This is a genomic window from Micromonospora fulviviridis (assembly GCF_014648395.1).
Classification (GTDB): domain Bacteria; phylum Actinomycetota; class Actinomycetes; order Mycobacteriales; family Micromonosporaceae; genus Micromonospora; species Micromonospora fulviviridis.
In genome coordinates this window covers 470,684-485,808 of sequence record NZ_BMRA01000003.1, presented here as the reverse complement: position 1 = coordinate 485,808, position 15,125 = coordinate 470,684, and the positions used below count along the sequence as shown (strand labels likewise).

Genomic DNA, 15,125 nt, shown 5'->3' with positions numbered 1-15,125 from the left:
TTACCACCGTCCCCCGTCAAGGAGCGCGTGTATGAGACGCCAACGCACGCTACTGTTCGCCCTGCTCGCGGCCGTCACACTCCTACTGCCCAGCACCGCGGCGACCGCCGCCGAATCCACGACCGCCGCCAATTTCCGGGTGCTGGTCTTCTCCAAGGTCACGAACTTCTACCACGACTCCATTCCGGCCGGCGTCGCCGCCATCCGGCAACTCGGCGACCAACAGGGATTCGCCGTCGAGGCGACCACCGACGCGGGCGCGTTCACCGACGCCAACCTCGCCCGCTTCGACGCCCTCGTGTTCAACAACACCAACTCCACCCCGGCGTCCGGCGATCTCCTCGACGCCGATCAGCGGGCCGCGCTGCAGAGGTTCATCCGCAACGGCGGTGGCTGGGTCGGCCTGCATGCCGCGTCGGCGAGCGAGCGGAACTGGACCTGGTACGAGGGACTGGTCGGGACCATCTTCGACCAGCACCCGGACTTCTCCGCCACGGGCGGCACCTTCCCGGGCCGGATCAAGGTCCTCGACCACGCCCACCCGTCCACGAAGGACCTGCCGGAGCTCTGGGAGCGCAGCGAGGAGTGGTACAACTGGCGGACCAACCCCACCGGCAAGGTCCACACGCTCGCCCAGATCAAGGTGCGCGACGGCATTCCCGGGCTCGACGAGGGCACCGACCACGCCTACTCGTGGTGCCAGAACTACGACGGCGGGCGCTCCTGGTTCACCGCCGGCGGGCACAGCTCCTCGTCGTTCCAGGAGCCGGCCTTCCTCGCGCACCTGCTGGGCGGCATCAAGTGGGCCGCCGGCGCCGCCCCCGGTGACTGCGGCGCCACCCGGACCACCAACTTCGAGCGGATCCCCCTGGTCAACCAGGACCTCTCCGACCCGTTCGAACTGGCGGTGGCCCCGGACCGCCGGGTCTTCTACATCGAGCGCACCGGGGCGCTGAAGGTCGTCAACCAGGACACCCTCGCGGTCACCACGCTGCTGGACTTCGCTTACACGCCGGCGCAGACCAGCCAGTCCGACGGCCTGCTGGGCATGACGCTGGACCGGCACTTCGCCGACAACAACTGGCTCTACCTGCTCTGGTCCGACCGGGTGGAGAAGCAGCTGAACCTGTCCCGCTTCACCGTCGACGGCGACAGCGTCAGCCTCGCCTCGGAGAAGCGGCTGCTCACCATCCCGACCTGGCGCGGTGAGGCTCGCGCCAACTCGCACATGGGCGGCTCGGTGACGATGGACCAGCAGGGCAACCTGTACGCCGCGATCGGCGACAACACCGACCCGTTCGAGTCCAGCGGCTTCACCCCGATCGACGAGCGGGCCGGCCGTCGCGCGTACGACGCTCAGGGCACCGCCGGCAACACCAACGACCTGCGCGGCAAGATCCTGCGGATCAAGCCCCTGCCCAACGGCAAGTACGCCATTCCCGACGGCAACCTGTTCGCCCCGGGCACGGCCCGCACCAAGCCCGAGATCTATGCGATGGGTATGCGGAACCCGTTCCGCATCACCGTCGACTCCAAGACGAACGCGCTGCTCGTCGCCGACTACGGCCCCGACGCCCGGTCCGCCAATCCGGCCCGCGGCCCGGAGGGCACCGTCGAGTTCAACCGGATCACCAGCGCCGGCAACTACGGCTGGCCCTACTGCATCGGCAACAACATCCCGTTCAACGACTACGACTTCGCCACCGCCACCTCCGGACCGAAGTTCGACTGCGCCGCGCCGGTCAACGACTCCCCCAACAACACCGGACTGACCAACCTCCCGGCGACGAAGCCGGCCCTGGTCTGGTACGCCTACTCGGCCTCCCCGCAGTTCCCCGAGCTGGGCACGGGCGGCGGCGGCCCCATGAGCGGGCCCGTCTACGACTACGACCCGGCCAACAAGCGGCTGACCAAGTTCCCCCAGTACTACGAGGGCAAGTGGATCGTCTACGAGCTGACCCGCAGGTGGTTCAAGACGCTGTCGATCCACGACAGCGCCCAGACGTTCAGCGATCCCCGCTTCGGCCCCACCAACGCCGGTGACCTGCAGTCCATCAACGGGATCCTCGGCAACATGTCCTGGATCCAGCCGTTCGAGGCGGAGTTCGGGCCGGACGGCTCCCTCTACGTCATCGACTTCGGCGAGGGCAGCGGCAGCGGTCGGGGCGGCAGCAACGAGGGCGCCGGCATCTACCGCATCGACTACGTCGCCAACAGCCGGCCGCCCGTGGCCAAGCTGGCGGTCGACAAGGACAGCGGTCCGGCGCCACTGACCGTCGCCTTCTCCAGCGCCGGGTCCAGCGGCCCGGACGGCACCGCGATCCAGTACGCCTGGGACTTCGACGGCAACGGCAGCGTCGACTCCACCGCCGCCAACCCCAGCCACACCTACGGCACGCCGGGACGCTTCACCGCCCGGCTCACCGTCACCGCCACCAACGGGCAGACCGCCGTCGCCGTACAGGAGATCACGGCCGGCAACACGCGCCCGACGGTGACCCTCAGCGTCCCCGACGGGGCCTTCTTCGACTTCGGTGACCGCATCCCGTACACGGTGACGGTCACCGACCCGGAGGAGAGCACCATCGACTGCTCCAAGGTGGTCGTGCAGACCCAGCTCGGCCACGATTCACACGCCCACCCGCTCGACAACTACGTCGGGTGCACCGGGGTGGCGGTGACCGAGAGCAACGGCGGCGACGGGCACGGCCCGGGACAGAACCTCTACACGCTGCTGTCGGCGCAGTACACCGACGGCGGGGCGAACGGCGCACCGGAACTGGTCGGCTCTACCCGGGCCGAGCTGCAGACCAAGAGCAAGGAGGCCGAGCACTTCGACGGCCAGAGCGGCATCCAGGTCCTCGACCGCGCGACCGCGAGCGCCGGCAAGCGCATCGGCGACATCGACAACGGCGAGTGGATCAACTTCGGCCCGGTGAACCTCCGCAACATCGACTCGGTCACCTTCGGCGTCGCCTCGGGCAGCAGCGGCGGCGACATCGAGATCAGGGCCGATTCCCCCACCGGCCAGCTCCTCGGCCGGGCCACCATCGGCGGCACCGGCGGCTGGGACAACCTCGTCTCGCCCACCGTCGAACTGACCGATCCGGGCCGCACGACCACCCTCCACCTGGTCTTCGTCAACCCGAACCAGGCGGGTGGGACCCCCGACCTGATGGCGCTGGACTGGCTGCGCTTCAACGGCGCGGGGGTACGCGAACAGACCGGGGCCACCGTTTCGGCCTCGGCCACGCCCAGCACCGGCACCGCGCCGCTGGCGGTCGCCTTCGCCGGGACCGCAACGCCGGCGGCCGGGCGCACCATCACCGATCACGCATGGGACTTCGGCGACAACTCGGCCGTCGCGCACGGGGCGTCGGTGAGTCACACGTACGCCCGCAAGGGCACGTACACGGCACGACTGACCGTCACCGACAGCCTCGGGGCGACCCTGTCCTCGACCGTGGTCGTGACCGTGAGCTGAGCGTCACCGGTGGCGGGGCGCAACGCCGCCCCGCCACCACCGACCCGGCGCGGTCCTCAGAGCCTCCAACAGCCGCCATCCGCGGCGCTGCCCTCCGCGGCCTGACCACCTGCCCCTCCGACTCCCGGGAGACAACGATGAACTCCAGCTTCGCCAGCCCGTCCCACCATCGACCGCGAGCCCGTCACCTGCTCGCCGTGTCGCTCGCCGCGACACTCCTGCCGCTCACCGCGGCTCCGGCGTCGGCCGCCGAACCCGAGACGCCCGCCGCGGAACAGGTCGCCGCCGACCTCTGCCCGTGGGGCTACACCACCTCGTCCACGGTCTTCTTCGGCCGCGCCGGCGCCGACTCGGGCGTACCCAACCGCGACCTCGGCGACGGGTGCACCATCCTGGACACCGTCTGGGCACAGGCCCCGTTCGCCGACCACGGCAGCTTCGTGAGCACCGTCAGCGGCCTGACCAACACCCTCCGGCGAGACGACGTCATCACACCGGAGGAGAGCGCGAGCATCGTACGAGCGGCGGCCGACTCCGAGATCGGCACACCGCAGCCGGCATCGGGGACCCGCGCGCTACCCGACGACCGCATCGGCCTCGTCCTCTACACGGTCCGGGCCACCATGCCGAGCGCACCCGAAGCCACCCTCGGCGCGCTCGCCGCCTGCGGCTACCGCAACGCCGAACCCTCGGGCGCGGTCAACAACTTCTACGGCAGGACGGCCACCGCGCTCGCGCCCCTGGTGGCCGACGCCGGACTGACCGTTCCCTCCATCGGGATCGGCCTCGGTGACCTCCAGAACAACCTCGACGGCGTCATCGCCAACGCCAGGGCGTTCGGCGCGAAGTACGTCCGCATCTCCGGATCGGGCTCCTGGACCCTCGCCGACTACTCCAGAGTGGCCGCGACCCTCAACACCGTCGGCGCCACGCTCAAGCAGGCCGGCATCACCGTCGCCTACCACAACCACGGCTTCGAGTTCACCGCCCAGAACGGCGTACGCGGCTACGACGTGCTGGTCCGCGAGACCGACCCGAACCTGGTGGCGATGGAGCTCGACCTCTACTGGGCGGCCAGCGTGGGCGCCGATCCGGTGGAGCTGATCAAGCAGTACCCGGGCCGGTTCTCGCTGTTCCACGTCAAGGACATGGCCGCCGACGGCTCCTTCGCCGACGTGGGCGAGGGCACCATCGACTTCGCCCGCATCTTCGCCTACAGCGAGATGGCCGGCGTGGGCTACTACCTGACCGAGAACGACAACCCGCGCCCGAACGGCGTCTCGTCGGCCTGCGACAGCTACGCCAACCTCAGCGCCCTGCGCTACTGACGCGTCCCGCCGGCCCGCGACACCCGCGGGCCGGCGGTCGTCAGGACCGCCGCACCGTCGTCCGGTCCCGCAACCAGTGCGCGAAGTCGGCGGCGACGATGCGCTCGTCATGCACGCCGGACGCGTCGTCGGACGCCAGCCAGACCACGGGCGGGCCCATCACGGCGGGATCCAGGAACGCATGGCCCTCGGGCACGGCGTCCAGCGGCAGCATCCCGGTGACGGTCGCGCCCCCGGGCAGCAGGAGGTTGACGGTGACGCCCGTGTCGCGCAGGTCGGCGGCCATGATCCGGGACAGCGCCTCGCTGGCGGCGCGCGACGGCCCGTAGGGCACGAACCCGGCTCGGTGCATGGTCGACGAGCTCACGGCGATGTTGACGATGCGTCCGCCGCCGGCGGCCAGCATCCGCGGCGTGACCTCCCGTGCCACCAGGAAGTAGCCCGTCAGGTTGGTCTCCACCACGGCGCGGAAACCATCGACCGGCACCTCCCAGAAGCCCCGCGGGTCGGTCATGAAGCGGGGGTTGACGGTGCGCATGCCGATCCCGGCGTTGTTCACCAGCATGTCGATGCCGCCCAGCCGTGACCACGCCTCGTCGACCGCCCTGGTCACCGACGACTCATCCCGTACGTCCAACTCGACGCCGATGGCCCCTGGCAGGTCGGCCGCGACGGCCTGTGCGCGGGGGCCGGACCGACCGGTCAGCGCCACCGCGGCTCCCGCCCCGGCCAGCGCGGTGGCCATGGCACGTCCCAGTCCGCTCGTCCCGCCGGTCACCAGCACCCGCACCGGGCCGCCCGGGCCGGTGAGCGGACCGTCGCCGGCCCCGGTCTGCGCAGCGAGGGAAGCACTCATGGCGGGGACGTTAGGCGTTGGAGCAGGCTCGAAGTCAAGGCGACGTGGTGTCGCCAGGCGCTGGCTGCCAGGCGAATAACAGCGAGCACGTCCACGGCCAGTTCACGCACCACCGGGGCCTGGTGCGACCCGGAAGCGGAGGTGGCTCACGGTACCGGTGACCGGCTTTCCTTCGGCGATCAGCTCGGCCTGCTCGCCGGCGAACAGTGGAGTTCCCGCACCCAGCAGGAGCGGTATCAGGTGGATGCGGACCTCGTCGAGCAGGCTCGCCCTGAGCAGTTGGCGGGCGGCATCGGCACCGAGCACCAGGACGTCCTTGTGTCCAGCGGCCTGCTTGGCGCGCCGCACCGCGGCCCGCATCCCGTCGAAGGCGAACGTTCCACCGTTGTCGCCGAGCAGGTCCTGCCTCACCCGGTGGGTCACCACGAAGCTGGGGACGCCGGGCCACGGGGTACCGCCCCACGGGCCGAGGCCGAGATCGAAGGTGCGCCGCCCGATGACCGTTGCTCCGACGGCCGCGTCCACTTCTCGGCGCACCGCGGCGTCGATCTCGCCCTCGGGCCCGTTCTCCGCCATCCATGCGTGCAGGCGTTCGCCGCCATCCCCCATCGGCTCCGCCTCGCGGACGTTCGGCCCAGCCGTGAACCCGTCCAGGGACATCGACACGTCCAGCACGACCTTGCCCATCGCTGACCTCCGCCACACTCCCGGCACCGCCGTCCGGCGCCGTCAGGAGATGGTCGGAGCCGACCCGGCAGTCCCGACATGGGCTCTAGAACTGAGCGCGGCGTTCGTTTCGCAGCCGGGGCCCTTCCGGGGCGAGGAGCACGGCGACGGCTCAGGCTGCGCCCGAGCCGTCACCGTGGTCCTCCGTCGTCAGTCGCGCGCCCAGCGGCCCACGACGGCCGCCGCGCCGCCGCCCCGGCGTACGGGCTCGGCCGCAGCGAGCAGCCGGCCGTCCGCGAGGAACTCGATACCGGTCGCCGCGCCGATCTCCGCGGTCGGCGAGAAGGCGTGGCCCGGCGGGAGGCCGGTGGCGTACCCGGTGATGAAGGCCGGCTCCGCCTGGGTGCTGGCGCCGTTGCGCTGCGATGCCCGCGGCGCGGCGAGGGCCTGCGGCAGCGTCATGCCCCGGTCGATCCGGTTCACCAGCATCTGCAGGACGGTGGTGATGATCGTCGCGCCGCCGGGCGAGCCGACGGCCAGGAACGGCCGGCCGTCGGCCAGCACGATGGTGGGTGACATGGAGCTGCGCGGGCGCTTGCCCGGCCCCGGGAGGTTCGGGTCGGTCGCGGTGCCCTGGGTCGGTGCGAAGTTGAAGTCGGTCAGCTCGTTGTTGAGCAGGAATCCCCGGCCGGGCACGACCATGCCGTTGCCGCCGGTCGCCTCGATGGTCAGCGTGTACTCCACGACGTTGCCCCACCGATCGGCCACGGTCAGGTTGGTGGTGCCGGTGCGGTCGTCGCGGACGTCGGCGACCGACGCCGCCGAGCAGCCGCCGTAGGCGCCGTCGGGGACGCCGGGCGCGACCGGCTTGGGCAGCGCCGCCGACGGGTCGATCAGGCAGGCCCGCTCCTTGGCGTACGCGTCGCTGAGCAGCTCGCGCAGCACGCCGCGCTGGGTGTGGTCGCCGACGTACCGGTTGCGGTCGGCGAACGACAGCGCGCTGGCCTCCAGGTAGTGGTGCATCGCCTGGGTGGCGGTCATGGAGCGCAGGTCGAACTGCTCGAGGATGTTGAGCGCCTCCCCCACGGCGGTGCCGCCGCTGGACGGGGTGGGCATGCCGTACACCTCGAGGCCGCGGTAGTCCGACCGGGTCGGCTCGGGGAAGCGGGTGCGGTACACGGCGAGGTCGGCGGTGGTCATGCCGGCCGGGCGGATCGGGTACGGCCACGAGCCGACCGGCTGCGCCGCCACCGGCGGGTGCTGCACGGTCGCGACCAGGTCGCGACCGACCTCGCCGCGGTAGAGGACGTCGGTGCCCCGCTTGGCGATCAGCCGGTAGGTCTCGGCGAGGTCCGGGTTTCGGAAGGTGCTGCCGACCGCGGGCGGCTGCCCGCCGGGCAGGTACAGCGCGCTGGTCGAGCTGAACTGGCCGAACGCCGCCTGGTTCCCGGCGACCTGACCGGCGAAGGTCTCGTCGACGGGGAAGCCGTCCTCGGCGACCCGCGCGGCGGGCGTGAGCAGCTGCGCGAGCGACCGGGTGCCCCAGCGGTCCAGCGCGTCCTGCCAGGTGAGCAGGGTGCCCGGGACGCCGACCGACAGCCCGCTGATCCGGGCCTCGTCGAACCGGTACGGCGCTCCGGTGGCCGGGTCGATGAAGGTGGTCTCGCTCATCGAGGCTGGTCCGGCCTCGCGGCCGTCGATGGTGTGCACCCGCCGGCTCTTCGCGTCGTAGTAGACGAAGAAGCCCCCGCCGCCGATGCCGGCCGAGAAGGGTTCGGTGACGCCGAGCGTCGCCGCGGCGGCGACCGCCGCGTCGACCGCGTTGCCGCCGCGCCGCAGCACGTCCAGGCCGACGGCCGTGGCGGTGGCGTCCACGGTGGAGACCGCTCCCCCGTACCCGACGGCCACCGGCTCCTTCGGCGGAGCGGCCGGCTTCGCCTGGGCGGGAACGGTGTTCGCGGCCAGGAGCGTGGCCAGGGCGATGGTCGCGGTGACGAGGGCTCGAGGTCTCATCCGGCCTCCCAGATCGACATGAGTGAACCTCCTGCCTACTCCACCGGTCGAGGGCGGGCAACCCGGGGACCAGGGCGGGTGCCGGCCCCGGGGCACGGGTGGCGCGCGCCGAGTCGCTCGCCCGGCGGACCAGGTCCCGCCGGACGGGGCGCCAACGGATCATTCCTGCTGGCACAAGCAGCGCTTTCAACCACGGGGTTGACCGGTGTTCGCCTGCCGCCTACAGTTCTTTTAAACCATCGAGTTGAAAGGGCGGGTCGGATGACCACGGATGCGCTGTCCCGGGCCTTCGCCGCCCTCGCGGATCCGACCCGGCGGGACATGGTGGCCCGGCTCTCGGAGGGCGACGCGACCGTGAGCCAGTTGGCCGAGCCGTACCGGATGACACTGCAGGCGGTCTACAAGCACCTGCGGGTGCTCGAGGACGCCGGGCTGGTCAGCCGGCCGAAAGGGCCGCAGCCCCGGCCGGTGCGCCTCGAGGCTCAGGCCTTCGACCTGATGGACACCTGGATTGAGCGCCACCGGAGCCGCGTCGAGCAGCGCTATCGCCGCCTCGACGCCGTTCTGGCGGAGATGAGAGGAGACGAGCATGGAGAGGATCACGGAGACGGCGATCGAGGCCGATCCGAGGCTGCCGGTCATCCGGATGAGTCGTGACTTCGCGGCGACACCCGAGCAGCTGTTCCGCGCCCACACCGATCCCGAGGTGTTCGCCCGGTGGGTGGGTCCCGACGCCATGACCACCCGCATCGAGCACTGGGACGCGTCCACCGGCGGCAGCTGGCGGTACGCCTCGGCGCACGACGGCACGGAGTACCGGTTCCGCGGCTGCTTCCACGAGGTACGGCCGGGCCGCATCGTGCAGACCTTCACGTTCGAGGGCGAGCCCGACGGAGTCGCGCTGGAGACCTTGTGGTTCGAGGACCTGGGCGACGGCCGTGCCCGGCTGCGGACACAGTCCCTGGTCGACAGCTTCGAAGGCCGCGACTCGTGGCTGCGCAGCGGCATGGAGGTCGGCGTCAACGAGGGTTACGCGAAGCTGGAGAGGATGATCATCGATGGCGCTGTCTGATCGCCCGGCCGAGCGGCACCGGCAGGTCGCCGGGCTGTTCACCGACCGGGTCCGCGGCACCCGATCGTGGGACGCGCCGGCCCCGGTCGCCGGCTGGACCGCCCGCGACGTGGTGCGTCACCTGACCGAATGGTTCCCCGGGTTCCTCGCCTCCGGCGCCGGCATCGAACTGCCCCAGGGACCGTCCGTGGACGAAGACCCGGTCGCCGCCTGGCAGATCCACTGCGACGCCGTGCAGGCGGTGTTCGACGACCCGGAGACGGCGCACCGCCACCTCACCAACCCTCACCTCGGCAGCCTGCCGCTGGCGGCCGCGATCGACCGGTTCTACACGACCGACGTGTTCATGCACACCTGGGATCTCTCCAGGGCCACCGGCCAGGACGACGCGCTGGACCCGGAGCTGTGCGCCGAACTCGTCGAGGGGATGGAGCAGATGGAGGAGGTCATCCGCTCCTCCGGCCAGTACGGCCCGCGAGTGGCGGTGCCCGAGGACGCGGATGCCCAGACCAGACTGCTGGGCTTCATCGGCCGGGATCCGTTCTGGTCGAAGCCGTGAGCCGAACCCGGCCGGACTACCGGGTGAGCACGTCCACGGCGAGTTCCCGCACCACCGACTCGTCCACCTCGACGCCGAGCCCCGGCCCGGTCGGCACCCGCGCGACACCTTCCTTGATCTCGACCGTCGCCCCGGTGGCGTAGGAGGAGGTGAGGAACTGCCGCCCGTTGAGGTCGACCGGCGTGTCGATGCCGTACGCCGCGAACAGGTGCAGCGAGGCGGCCAGCCCCAGGTCCGAGTCGGTGAGCCCGGACCCCATGAGCCGCACGCCGGCGTCCTCGGCCAGGGCGCAGAGCCGCCGCGACAGGGTCAGGCCGCCGCTGCGCTGCACCTTGGCGATCGCCACGTCCACCGCGTTCAGCTTCACGAACGTCGCCAGGTCGCTCGGGTGGCGCAGGCTCTCGTCGAGCGCCACCGGAATCGGTGAGGTCTCCCGCAGCCGGCGCTGCCCGGCGACGTCGTTGGCGGGCAGCGGCTGTTCGAACGCGGTGACGTCGAGGTCGGCGAGCCGGCGGGCCATCCGCAGCGCGCCGTCGACGGTGTACGCCTGGTTGGCGTCCACCCACAGCGCGGCGTCGGGCGCGGCCTCGCGGACCGCCCGCACCACGGCGGCGTCCTCGGCCTCGCTGTGCAGGCCGACCTTCACCTTGAACGCCTCGTAGCCCAGACCACTGCCCTCGGCCACCGCGTCGGCCACCTCCGCGGCCGTCTGCCCGGAGACGATCCAGCCGAGCTGGATGGTCTCCCGGCGGCGCTGCCCCCAGAGGACACCCACGGACACGCCGAGCGCGCGGCCGAGCAGGTCGTGCAGGGCGACGTCGACGGCGCACTTCGCGAGGGGCGCCCCGATGGTGAAGCCCCGGTTGATCGCGCGGTCGAACGCGGTGGTCACCCCGTCGAGGTCCCAGGCCGGGCGGCCGAGGATCCCCGGGGCGAGGTAGCGGTCGATCGTAGTGACGATGGATTCGGCGGTCTCGTACGTCCAGGCCGGGATCGGGGTGGCCTCGCCCCAGCCGGTGACACCGCCCGCGGTGACCTTGACGAGCACCCGGATGCTGGGCGTGCCGGCGACGGCGACCGAGCCGCCGGAGACGCCGAACGAGCGGATGGTCGGCAGCGCGACGGCGTACGTCTCGACCGCGTCGATGGTCAGGCCGCCGAGGTCGGCGGCGAGCGGGGTCACGAGCCCACCTTGGCGGTGCTGCCGCGCAGGACCACTTCGCCGCCCATCCGCAGGAGCCGGCGCCGTCGACCGTTGTTCTCGGTCAGCGCCAGCTCCATCGCCTTCTCGCCTAGTCGTTGCAGGGGCAGCGCCACCGTGGTCAGCGCCGGGGTGAGGTCGCGGACGATGGGGATGTCGTCGAAGCCGGCGACGGAGATGTCGTTCGGGACGGACAGGCCCCGGTCGCGCAGCGCCGCGCAGGCGCCGATCGCCATCACGTCGGTCAGGGCGAACACGCAGGTGGCGGTCGATCCCCGGTCCAGCAGCTCGGACATCGCGCCGTAGCCGCCGTCGCGGGTGAACGGACCCTCCACGATGTCGGCCGGGTCGAGCGCCACACCGGCCTTGGCCAGCTCCTCGCGGAAGCCGCCGAGCCGGTCGGCGACGGTGGTGAGCGCCCGCGGCCCGGAGAGCACGGCAAACCGGCGGTGGCCGAGGTCGAGCAGGGCGCGGGCCATGGCCGCGGCGCCGGCCCGGTTCTCCGGCAGCACGCTGTCGACCTTCAGGCTGCGGTGCCGGCTGACCACCGCGACCCGGCCGCCACCGTCCAGGTAGGGCTTCAGCTCGGCCTCCAGGGCCCGCTCCCAGCGGGCGTCCTCGAAGCCGGAGCCGATCAGCAGGATGGCCGGGGCCCGCTCGGCGCGCAGCATCGACACGTACGCGATCTCCCGTTCGGGGTCGCGGAAGGTGCTGGCCAGCATGACCAGCAGGTCGTTGTCCCCCGCCACCCGCATGACGCCACCGGCGATGGCGGCGAAGTAGGGGTCGGTGACGTCGTGGCAGATGACGCCGACGGTGCGGTGCGAGGCGCCGGCCAGGGCCCGGGCGTGCGCGTTGGGGGTGTAGGCCAGCTTCTCGGCGGCGGCGAGGACCCGGTCCCGTAGTTGCGGGGTGACGCGCATGCCGTTGAGCGCCCGGGAGGCCGTGGCCAGCGAGACGTCGGCGGCTCTGGCCACGTCTTCCAAGGTCACGTGCGCCCGTGGCTGCATCGACTTTCCCCCTGCGGAAGTTCTTGACCGGATTATTTCGGCGTGGTTACCGTAGCACCCTGAAAGCGCTTACTGAAAGCGCATTCAGGGCCGGTTCCCCGTCCTCACCGGGGTCGTCCGGCCCTGCCGACGGCACGCGCCTACCCAGCGGCTGAGTACCCGGAAACCACCGGCCAGCCAGGGAGAACGGAGGGTCATGGCCGCGCAGAGCACCATCGAGCAACCGGAGCGCACCGCTCCCGCCGGCGCCACCGCGTCGGCAACCCGCCGCCCGGGCGGGGCGGGCGCCGGCCTGCTCCGGTTCGCCCGGAACACCTGGCGTCCCGCCGCGGTCCTGGCGGCCATCCTCGTCGTCTGGTGGCTGGTCACCGCCGCCGACCTGGTCAAGCCCTATCTCGTCCCCTCACCCGGCACGACGCTGGACGTCGTCCTCGCCCAGCCGGGCTACTTCGCCCACCACACCTGGATCACCACGTACGAGACGGTGCTGGGCTTCGCCATCGCCATCGTGGTCGGCGTGCTCTCCGCCGTGGTGATGGTCTACTCCCCCACCGTCGAGAAGAGCCTCTACCCGCTGCTGCTGTTCGCCCAGGTCATCCCGAAGATTGCGATCGCACCGCTGTTCATCGTGTGGCTCGGCTTCGGGCTCTCGCCCAAGGTCGTCGTCGCGGTCCTCATGGCCTTCTTCCCGATCGTCATCTCCACGGTCACCGGCATGAAGTCGATCGACCCGGAGATGCTGCAACTGTCGGCGACCATGGGCGCGGGCCCGGCCCAGACCTTCCGCAAGATCCGGTTCCCCGCCGCCCTGCCGCACCTGTTCGCCGGCCTCAAGGTGGCCGCCACCATGGCCGTCACCGGCGCCGTCGTCGGTGAGTTCGTCGGCGCCAACGAGGGCCTCGGCTACGTGATCCTGCAGGCCAACGGCAACCTCGACACCCCGACCCTGTTCGCCGGGCTGATCATCATGTCGCTGCTCGGCGTGCTCCTCTTCGTCGTCGTCGAACTGCTGGAGTACCTGGTCCTGCCCTGGCAGGCCAGCCGCCGCACCGACGCCACCACCACAACGCTGTGAACAGGAGAACCCTCGGATGAAGTTGCGTACTCTCGCCGCCGCGCTCGTGCCGGCACTCCTTCTGGCCACCACCGCCTGCGGCTCGTCCTCGGACAAGCAGGAGAAGAACGCCCAGGGCCTGGACAAGGTCACCCTCACCCTCAACTGGTACCCGTACGGCGAGCACGCGCCGTTCTACCTGGGCAAGAAGCAGGGCATCTTCGCCAAGCACGGCATCGACCTGACCATCCAGGCCGGGCAGGGCTCGCAGAAGACCGTGCAGGCCACCGCCGCCGGGCAGACCGACTTCGGCTGGGCCGACACCCCGGCGCTGCTCTCGGCCGTGGGCCAGGGCATGGACGTCAAGAGCGTGGGCGTCTTCCTGCAGACCACCCCGTCCTCGGTGCAGTTCTTCAGCGACAAGAACATCGCCTCCCCCGCCGACCTCAAGGGCAAGACCATCGCCTCCACGGCCGGCGACGCCCTGAGCAAGACCTTCCCGGCGTTCCTCAAGGCCAACGGTCTCGCCGCCACCGACGTGACCCTCCAGAACACCGACCCGGCCGGCAAGATGGCCGCCGTCATGTCGGGCAAGACCGACGCGCTGCTCGGCTTCGCCACCGACCAGGGCCCGACCATGCAGGAGAAGGCCGGCAAGCAGGTCTCCTACCTGAAGTTCGCCGAGCACGGCCTGAGCTTCTACAGCAACGGCCTGATCGCCTCCAGCGACACCATCAAGAACAAGCAGGACCTGGTCAAGCGGATGGTCGCGGCCAGCAGCGAGGCCTGGACCGCCGCCGAGAAGGACGCGGCCGGCGCGGTCGCGGCCATGTCCGGCGCCTCCCAGCAGCTGCCGTCGGAGAAGGTGCTGACCGACCAGTTCAAGGCCACGCTGCAGCTGCTGCACACCGACGCCACCAAGGGTCAGGCCCCCGGCGTCAACGACGAGGCCGACTGGCAGAAGACCATCACCGTCTTCGCCGACGCCGGCGTGATCACCAAGGCGGAGTCGCCCTCGAAGTACTGGGACGCGAGCTTCGCGCCGAAGGGATGAGACCGATGACGGTCGGCAACACCACCACGCAGCGTTCCGCGGACGCCACGGCGACCGGTGCCGCGGTCGAGATCGACCAGGTCGCGGTCCGGTTCCGCACCAAGAAGAAGGACGTCACCGCGCTGCGCGACGTCTCGGTGCGGATCGAGCCGGGCGAGTTCGTCGCCATCGTGGGCGCCTCCGGCTGCGGCAAGTCCACGCTGCTCAAGCTGGTGTCCGGCCTGCTGCGGCCGTCGTCGGGCCAGGTCCGCCTGCACGGCGAGGACGTGCGGGGGCCGCGGCGCGACATCGGGTACGTCTTCCAGCGCGCCGCCCTGCTGGACTGGCGCACGGCCCGGCGCAACATCCTGCTCCAGGCCGAGATGCGGGGCATGCCCCGGGCGCAGGCACGCCAGCGCGTCGACGAGCTGATCGCGATGACCGGGCTGACCGGCTTCGAGGACGCGTACCCGAACGAGCTCTCCGGTGGCATGCAGCAGCGCGTGGCCCTGTGCCGCGCGCTGCTGCACCGCCCTCCGGTGCTGCTCATGGACGAGCCTTTCGGGGCGCTCGACGCCCTCACCCGCGAGCAGATGAACGTCGAGCTGCGGCGGATCTGGCGGGAGACCGGCACCACCGTCCTGCTGGTCACCCACTCCATCGCGGAGGCGGTCTACCTGGCCAACCGGGTGATCGTCATGACCCCTCGACCCGGCACCGTCGCCGAGGTCATCGATGTCGACCTTCCCGTCGAGCGGGACTACGGCCAGACCATGTCGGCGCCGGAGTTCGCCCGTGCCACGGGACGCATCCGGGACCTGCTGGGTGCGACGACGACCGCCGAATAAC

Annotated in this window: 13 protein-coding genes; 8 read left to right on the top strand and 5 right to left on the bottom strand. The window is 71.3% G+C overall.

From position 1 onward, the window contains the following. Positions 1-31 precede the first annotated feature (31 nt). Both IEY96_RS10830 and IEY96_RS10825 read left to right on the top strand, forming a co-directional pair. Complete coding sequence (locus tag IEY96_RS10830; RefSeq protein ID WP_189194667.1) at positions 32-3,484, top strand: ThuA domain-containing protein; 3,453 nt, start codon at positions 32-34, stop codon at positions 3,482-3,484. 137 nt (positions 3,485-3,621) lie between these two features. Then, the gene (locus tag IEY96_RS10825) at positions 3,622-4,812 is read left to right on the top strand and encodes a sugar phosphate isomerase/epimerase family protein (protein WP_189194666.1); all 1,191 of its coding nucleotides are present in this window, start codon (positions 3,622-3,624) and stop codon (positions 4,810-4,812) included. A 40-nt stretch (positions 4,813-4,852) separates the two neighbouring features. Here the strand turns inward: IEY96_RS10825 and IEY96_RS10820 are convergent, their stop codons facing one another. From IEY96_RS10820 to ggt, 3 genes are all read right to left on the bottom strand, one after another. Beyond that, on the bottom strand, positions 4,853-5,668 hold the full coding sequence (locus IEY96_RS10820) for an SDR family NAD(P)-dependent oxidoreductase (RefSeq protein ID WP_189194665.1): 816 nt from the start codon (positions 5,666-5,668) through the stop codon (positions 4,853-4,855). A gap of 102 nt (positions 5,669-5,770) precedes the next feature. Beyond that, positions 5,771-6,355, bottom strand: coding sequence for a dihydrofolate reductase family protein (locus IEY96_RS10815; RefSeq protein ID WP_189194664.1), 585 nt, complete (start codon positions 6,353-6,355; stop codon positions 5,771-5,773). 189 nt (positions 6,356-6,544) lie between these two features. After that, on the bottom strand, positions 6,545-8,347 hold the full coding sequence (gene ggt, locus IEY96_RS10810) for a gamma-glutamyltransferase (protein ID WP_189194663.1): 1,803 nt from the start codon (positions 8,345-8,347) through the stop codon (positions 6,545-6,547). A gap of 261 nt (positions 8,348-8,608) precedes the next feature. On the opposite strand from ggt, the gene IEY96_RS10805 reads away from it, so the two are divergent. The 3 genes from IEY96_RS10805 to IEY96_RS10795 are packed head-to-tail and all read left to right on the top strand — an operon-like array spanning position 8,609 to position 9,978. Then, positions 8,609-9,004, top strand: a complete 396-nt coding sequence (locus IEY96_RS10805; protein WP_189194662.1) for an ArsR/SmtB family transcription factor — start codon at positions 8,609-8,611, stop codon at positions 9,002-9,004. After that, a complete protein-coding gene (locus tag IEY96_RS10800; protein ID WP_229791505.1) occupies positions 8,994-9,419 on the top strand; it encodes an SRPBCC domain-containing protein in 426 nt (141 codons plus the stop codon). The genes IEY96_RS10805 and IEY96_RS10800 overlap by 11 nt, the downstream gene beginning before the upstream one ends. After that, positions 9,406-9,978 (top strand): TIGR03086 family metal-binding protein, encoded by a 573-nt coding sequence (locus IEY96_RS10795; RefSeq protein WP_189194660.1) that lies wholly within the window; start codon positions 9,406-9,408, stop codon positions 9,976-9,978. Before IEY96_RS10800 ends, IEY96_RS10795 begins: the two co-directional genes overlap by 14 nt. 16 nt (positions 9,979-9,994) lie before the next feature. Here IEY96_RS10795 and IEY96_RS10790 read toward each other — a convergent pair whose 3' ends face one another. Both IEY96_RS10790 and IEY96_RS10785 read right to left on the bottom strand, forming a co-directional pair. Beyond that, positions 9,995-11,161 (bottom strand): mandelate racemase/muconate lactonizing enzyme family protein, encoded by a 1,167-nt coding sequence (locus tag IEY96_RS10790; RefSeq protein ID WP_189194659.1) that lies wholly within the window; start codon positions 11,159-11,161, stop codon positions 9,995-9,997. Continuing rightward, positions 11,158-12,156 carry a LacI family DNA-binding transcriptional regulator gene (locus IEY96_RS10785; protein ID WP_229791504.1) on the bottom strand — a complete coding sequence of 333 codons (999 nt, stop codon included), beginning with the start codon at positions 12,154-12,156 and terminating at the stop codon, positions 11,158-11,160. The genes IEY96_RS10790 and IEY96_RS10785 overlap by 4 nt, the downstream gene beginning before the upstream one ends. Positions 12,157-12,385: 229 nt before the next feature. On the opposite strand from IEY96_RS10785, the gene IEY96_RS10780 reads away from it, so the two are divergent. Genes IEY96_RS10780 through IEY96_RS10770 form a run of 3 tightly spaced genes read left to right on the top strand, consistent with a single transcriptional unit; the run spans position 12,386 to position 15,124 of the window. Then, positions 12,386-13,264, top strand: coding sequence for an ABC transporter permease (locus tag IEY96_RS10780; RefSeq protein WP_189194657.1), 879 nt, complete (start codon positions 12,386-12,388; stop codon positions 13,262-13,264). 16 nt (positions 13,265-13,280) lie between these two features. Then, complete coding sequence (locus IEY96_RS10775) at positions 13,281-14,297, top strand: ABC transporter substrate-binding protein (protein WP_189194656.1); 1,017 nt, start codon at positions 13,281-13,283, stop codon at positions 14,295-14,297. Positions 14,298-14,302: 5 nt separating this feature from the next. Beyond that, positions 14,303-15,124 carry an ABC transporter ATP-binding protein gene (locus IEY96_RS10770; RefSeq protein WP_189194655.1) on the top strand — a complete coding sequence of 274 codons (822 nt, stop codon included), beginning with the start codon at positions 14,303-14,305 and terminating at the stop codon, positions 15,122-15,124. Position 15,125: the final 1 nt, after the last annotated feature.

Bases quoted from the DNA above. Each gene is read 5' to 3' on its own strand.
- IEY96_RS10830 (WP_189194667.1), top strand. From the start codon at position 32: ATGAGACGCCAACGCACGCTACTGTTCGCCCTGCTCGCGGCCGTCACA.
- IEY96_RS10825 (WP_189194666.1), top strand. From the start codon at position 3,622: ATGAACTCCAGCTTCGCCAGCCCGTCCCACCATCGACCGCGAGCCCGT.
- IEY96_RS10820 (WP_189194665.1), bottom strand. From the start codon at position 5,668: ATGAGTGCTTCCCTCGCTGCGCAGACCGGGGCCGGCGACGGTCCGCTC.
- IEY96_RS10815 (WP_189194664.1), bottom strand. From the start codon at position 6,355: ATGGGCAAGGTCGTGCTGGACGTGTCGATGTCCCTGGACGGGTTCACG.
- ggt (WP_189194663.1), bottom strand. From the start codon at position 8,347: ATGAGACCTCGAGCCCTCGTCACCGCGACCATCGCCCTGGCCACGCTC.
- IEY96_RS10805 (WP_189194662.1), top strand. From the start codon at position 8,609: ATGACCACGGATGCGCTGTCCCGGGCCTTCGCCGCCCTCGCGGATCCG.
- IEY96_RS10800 (WP_229791505.1), top strand. From the start codon at position 8,994: ATGAGTCGTGACTTCGCGGCGACACCCGAGCAGCTGTTCCGCGCCCAC.
- IEY96_RS10795 (WP_189194660.1), top strand. From the start codon at position 9,406: ATGGCGCTGTCTGATCGCCCGGCCGAGCGGCACCGGCAGGTCGCCGGG.
- IEY96_RS10780 (WP_189194657.1), top strand. From the start codon at position 12,386: ATGGCCGCGCAGAGCACCATCGAGCAACCGGAGCGCACCGCTCCCGCC.
- IEY96_RS10775 (WP_189194656.1), top strand. From the start codon at position 13,281: ATGAAGTTGCGTACTCTCGCCGCCGCGCTCGTGCCGGCACTCCTTCTG.
- IEY96_RS10770 (WP_189194655.1), top strand. From the start codon at position 14,303: ATGACGGTCGGCAACACCACCACGCAGCGTTCCGCGGACGCCACGGCG.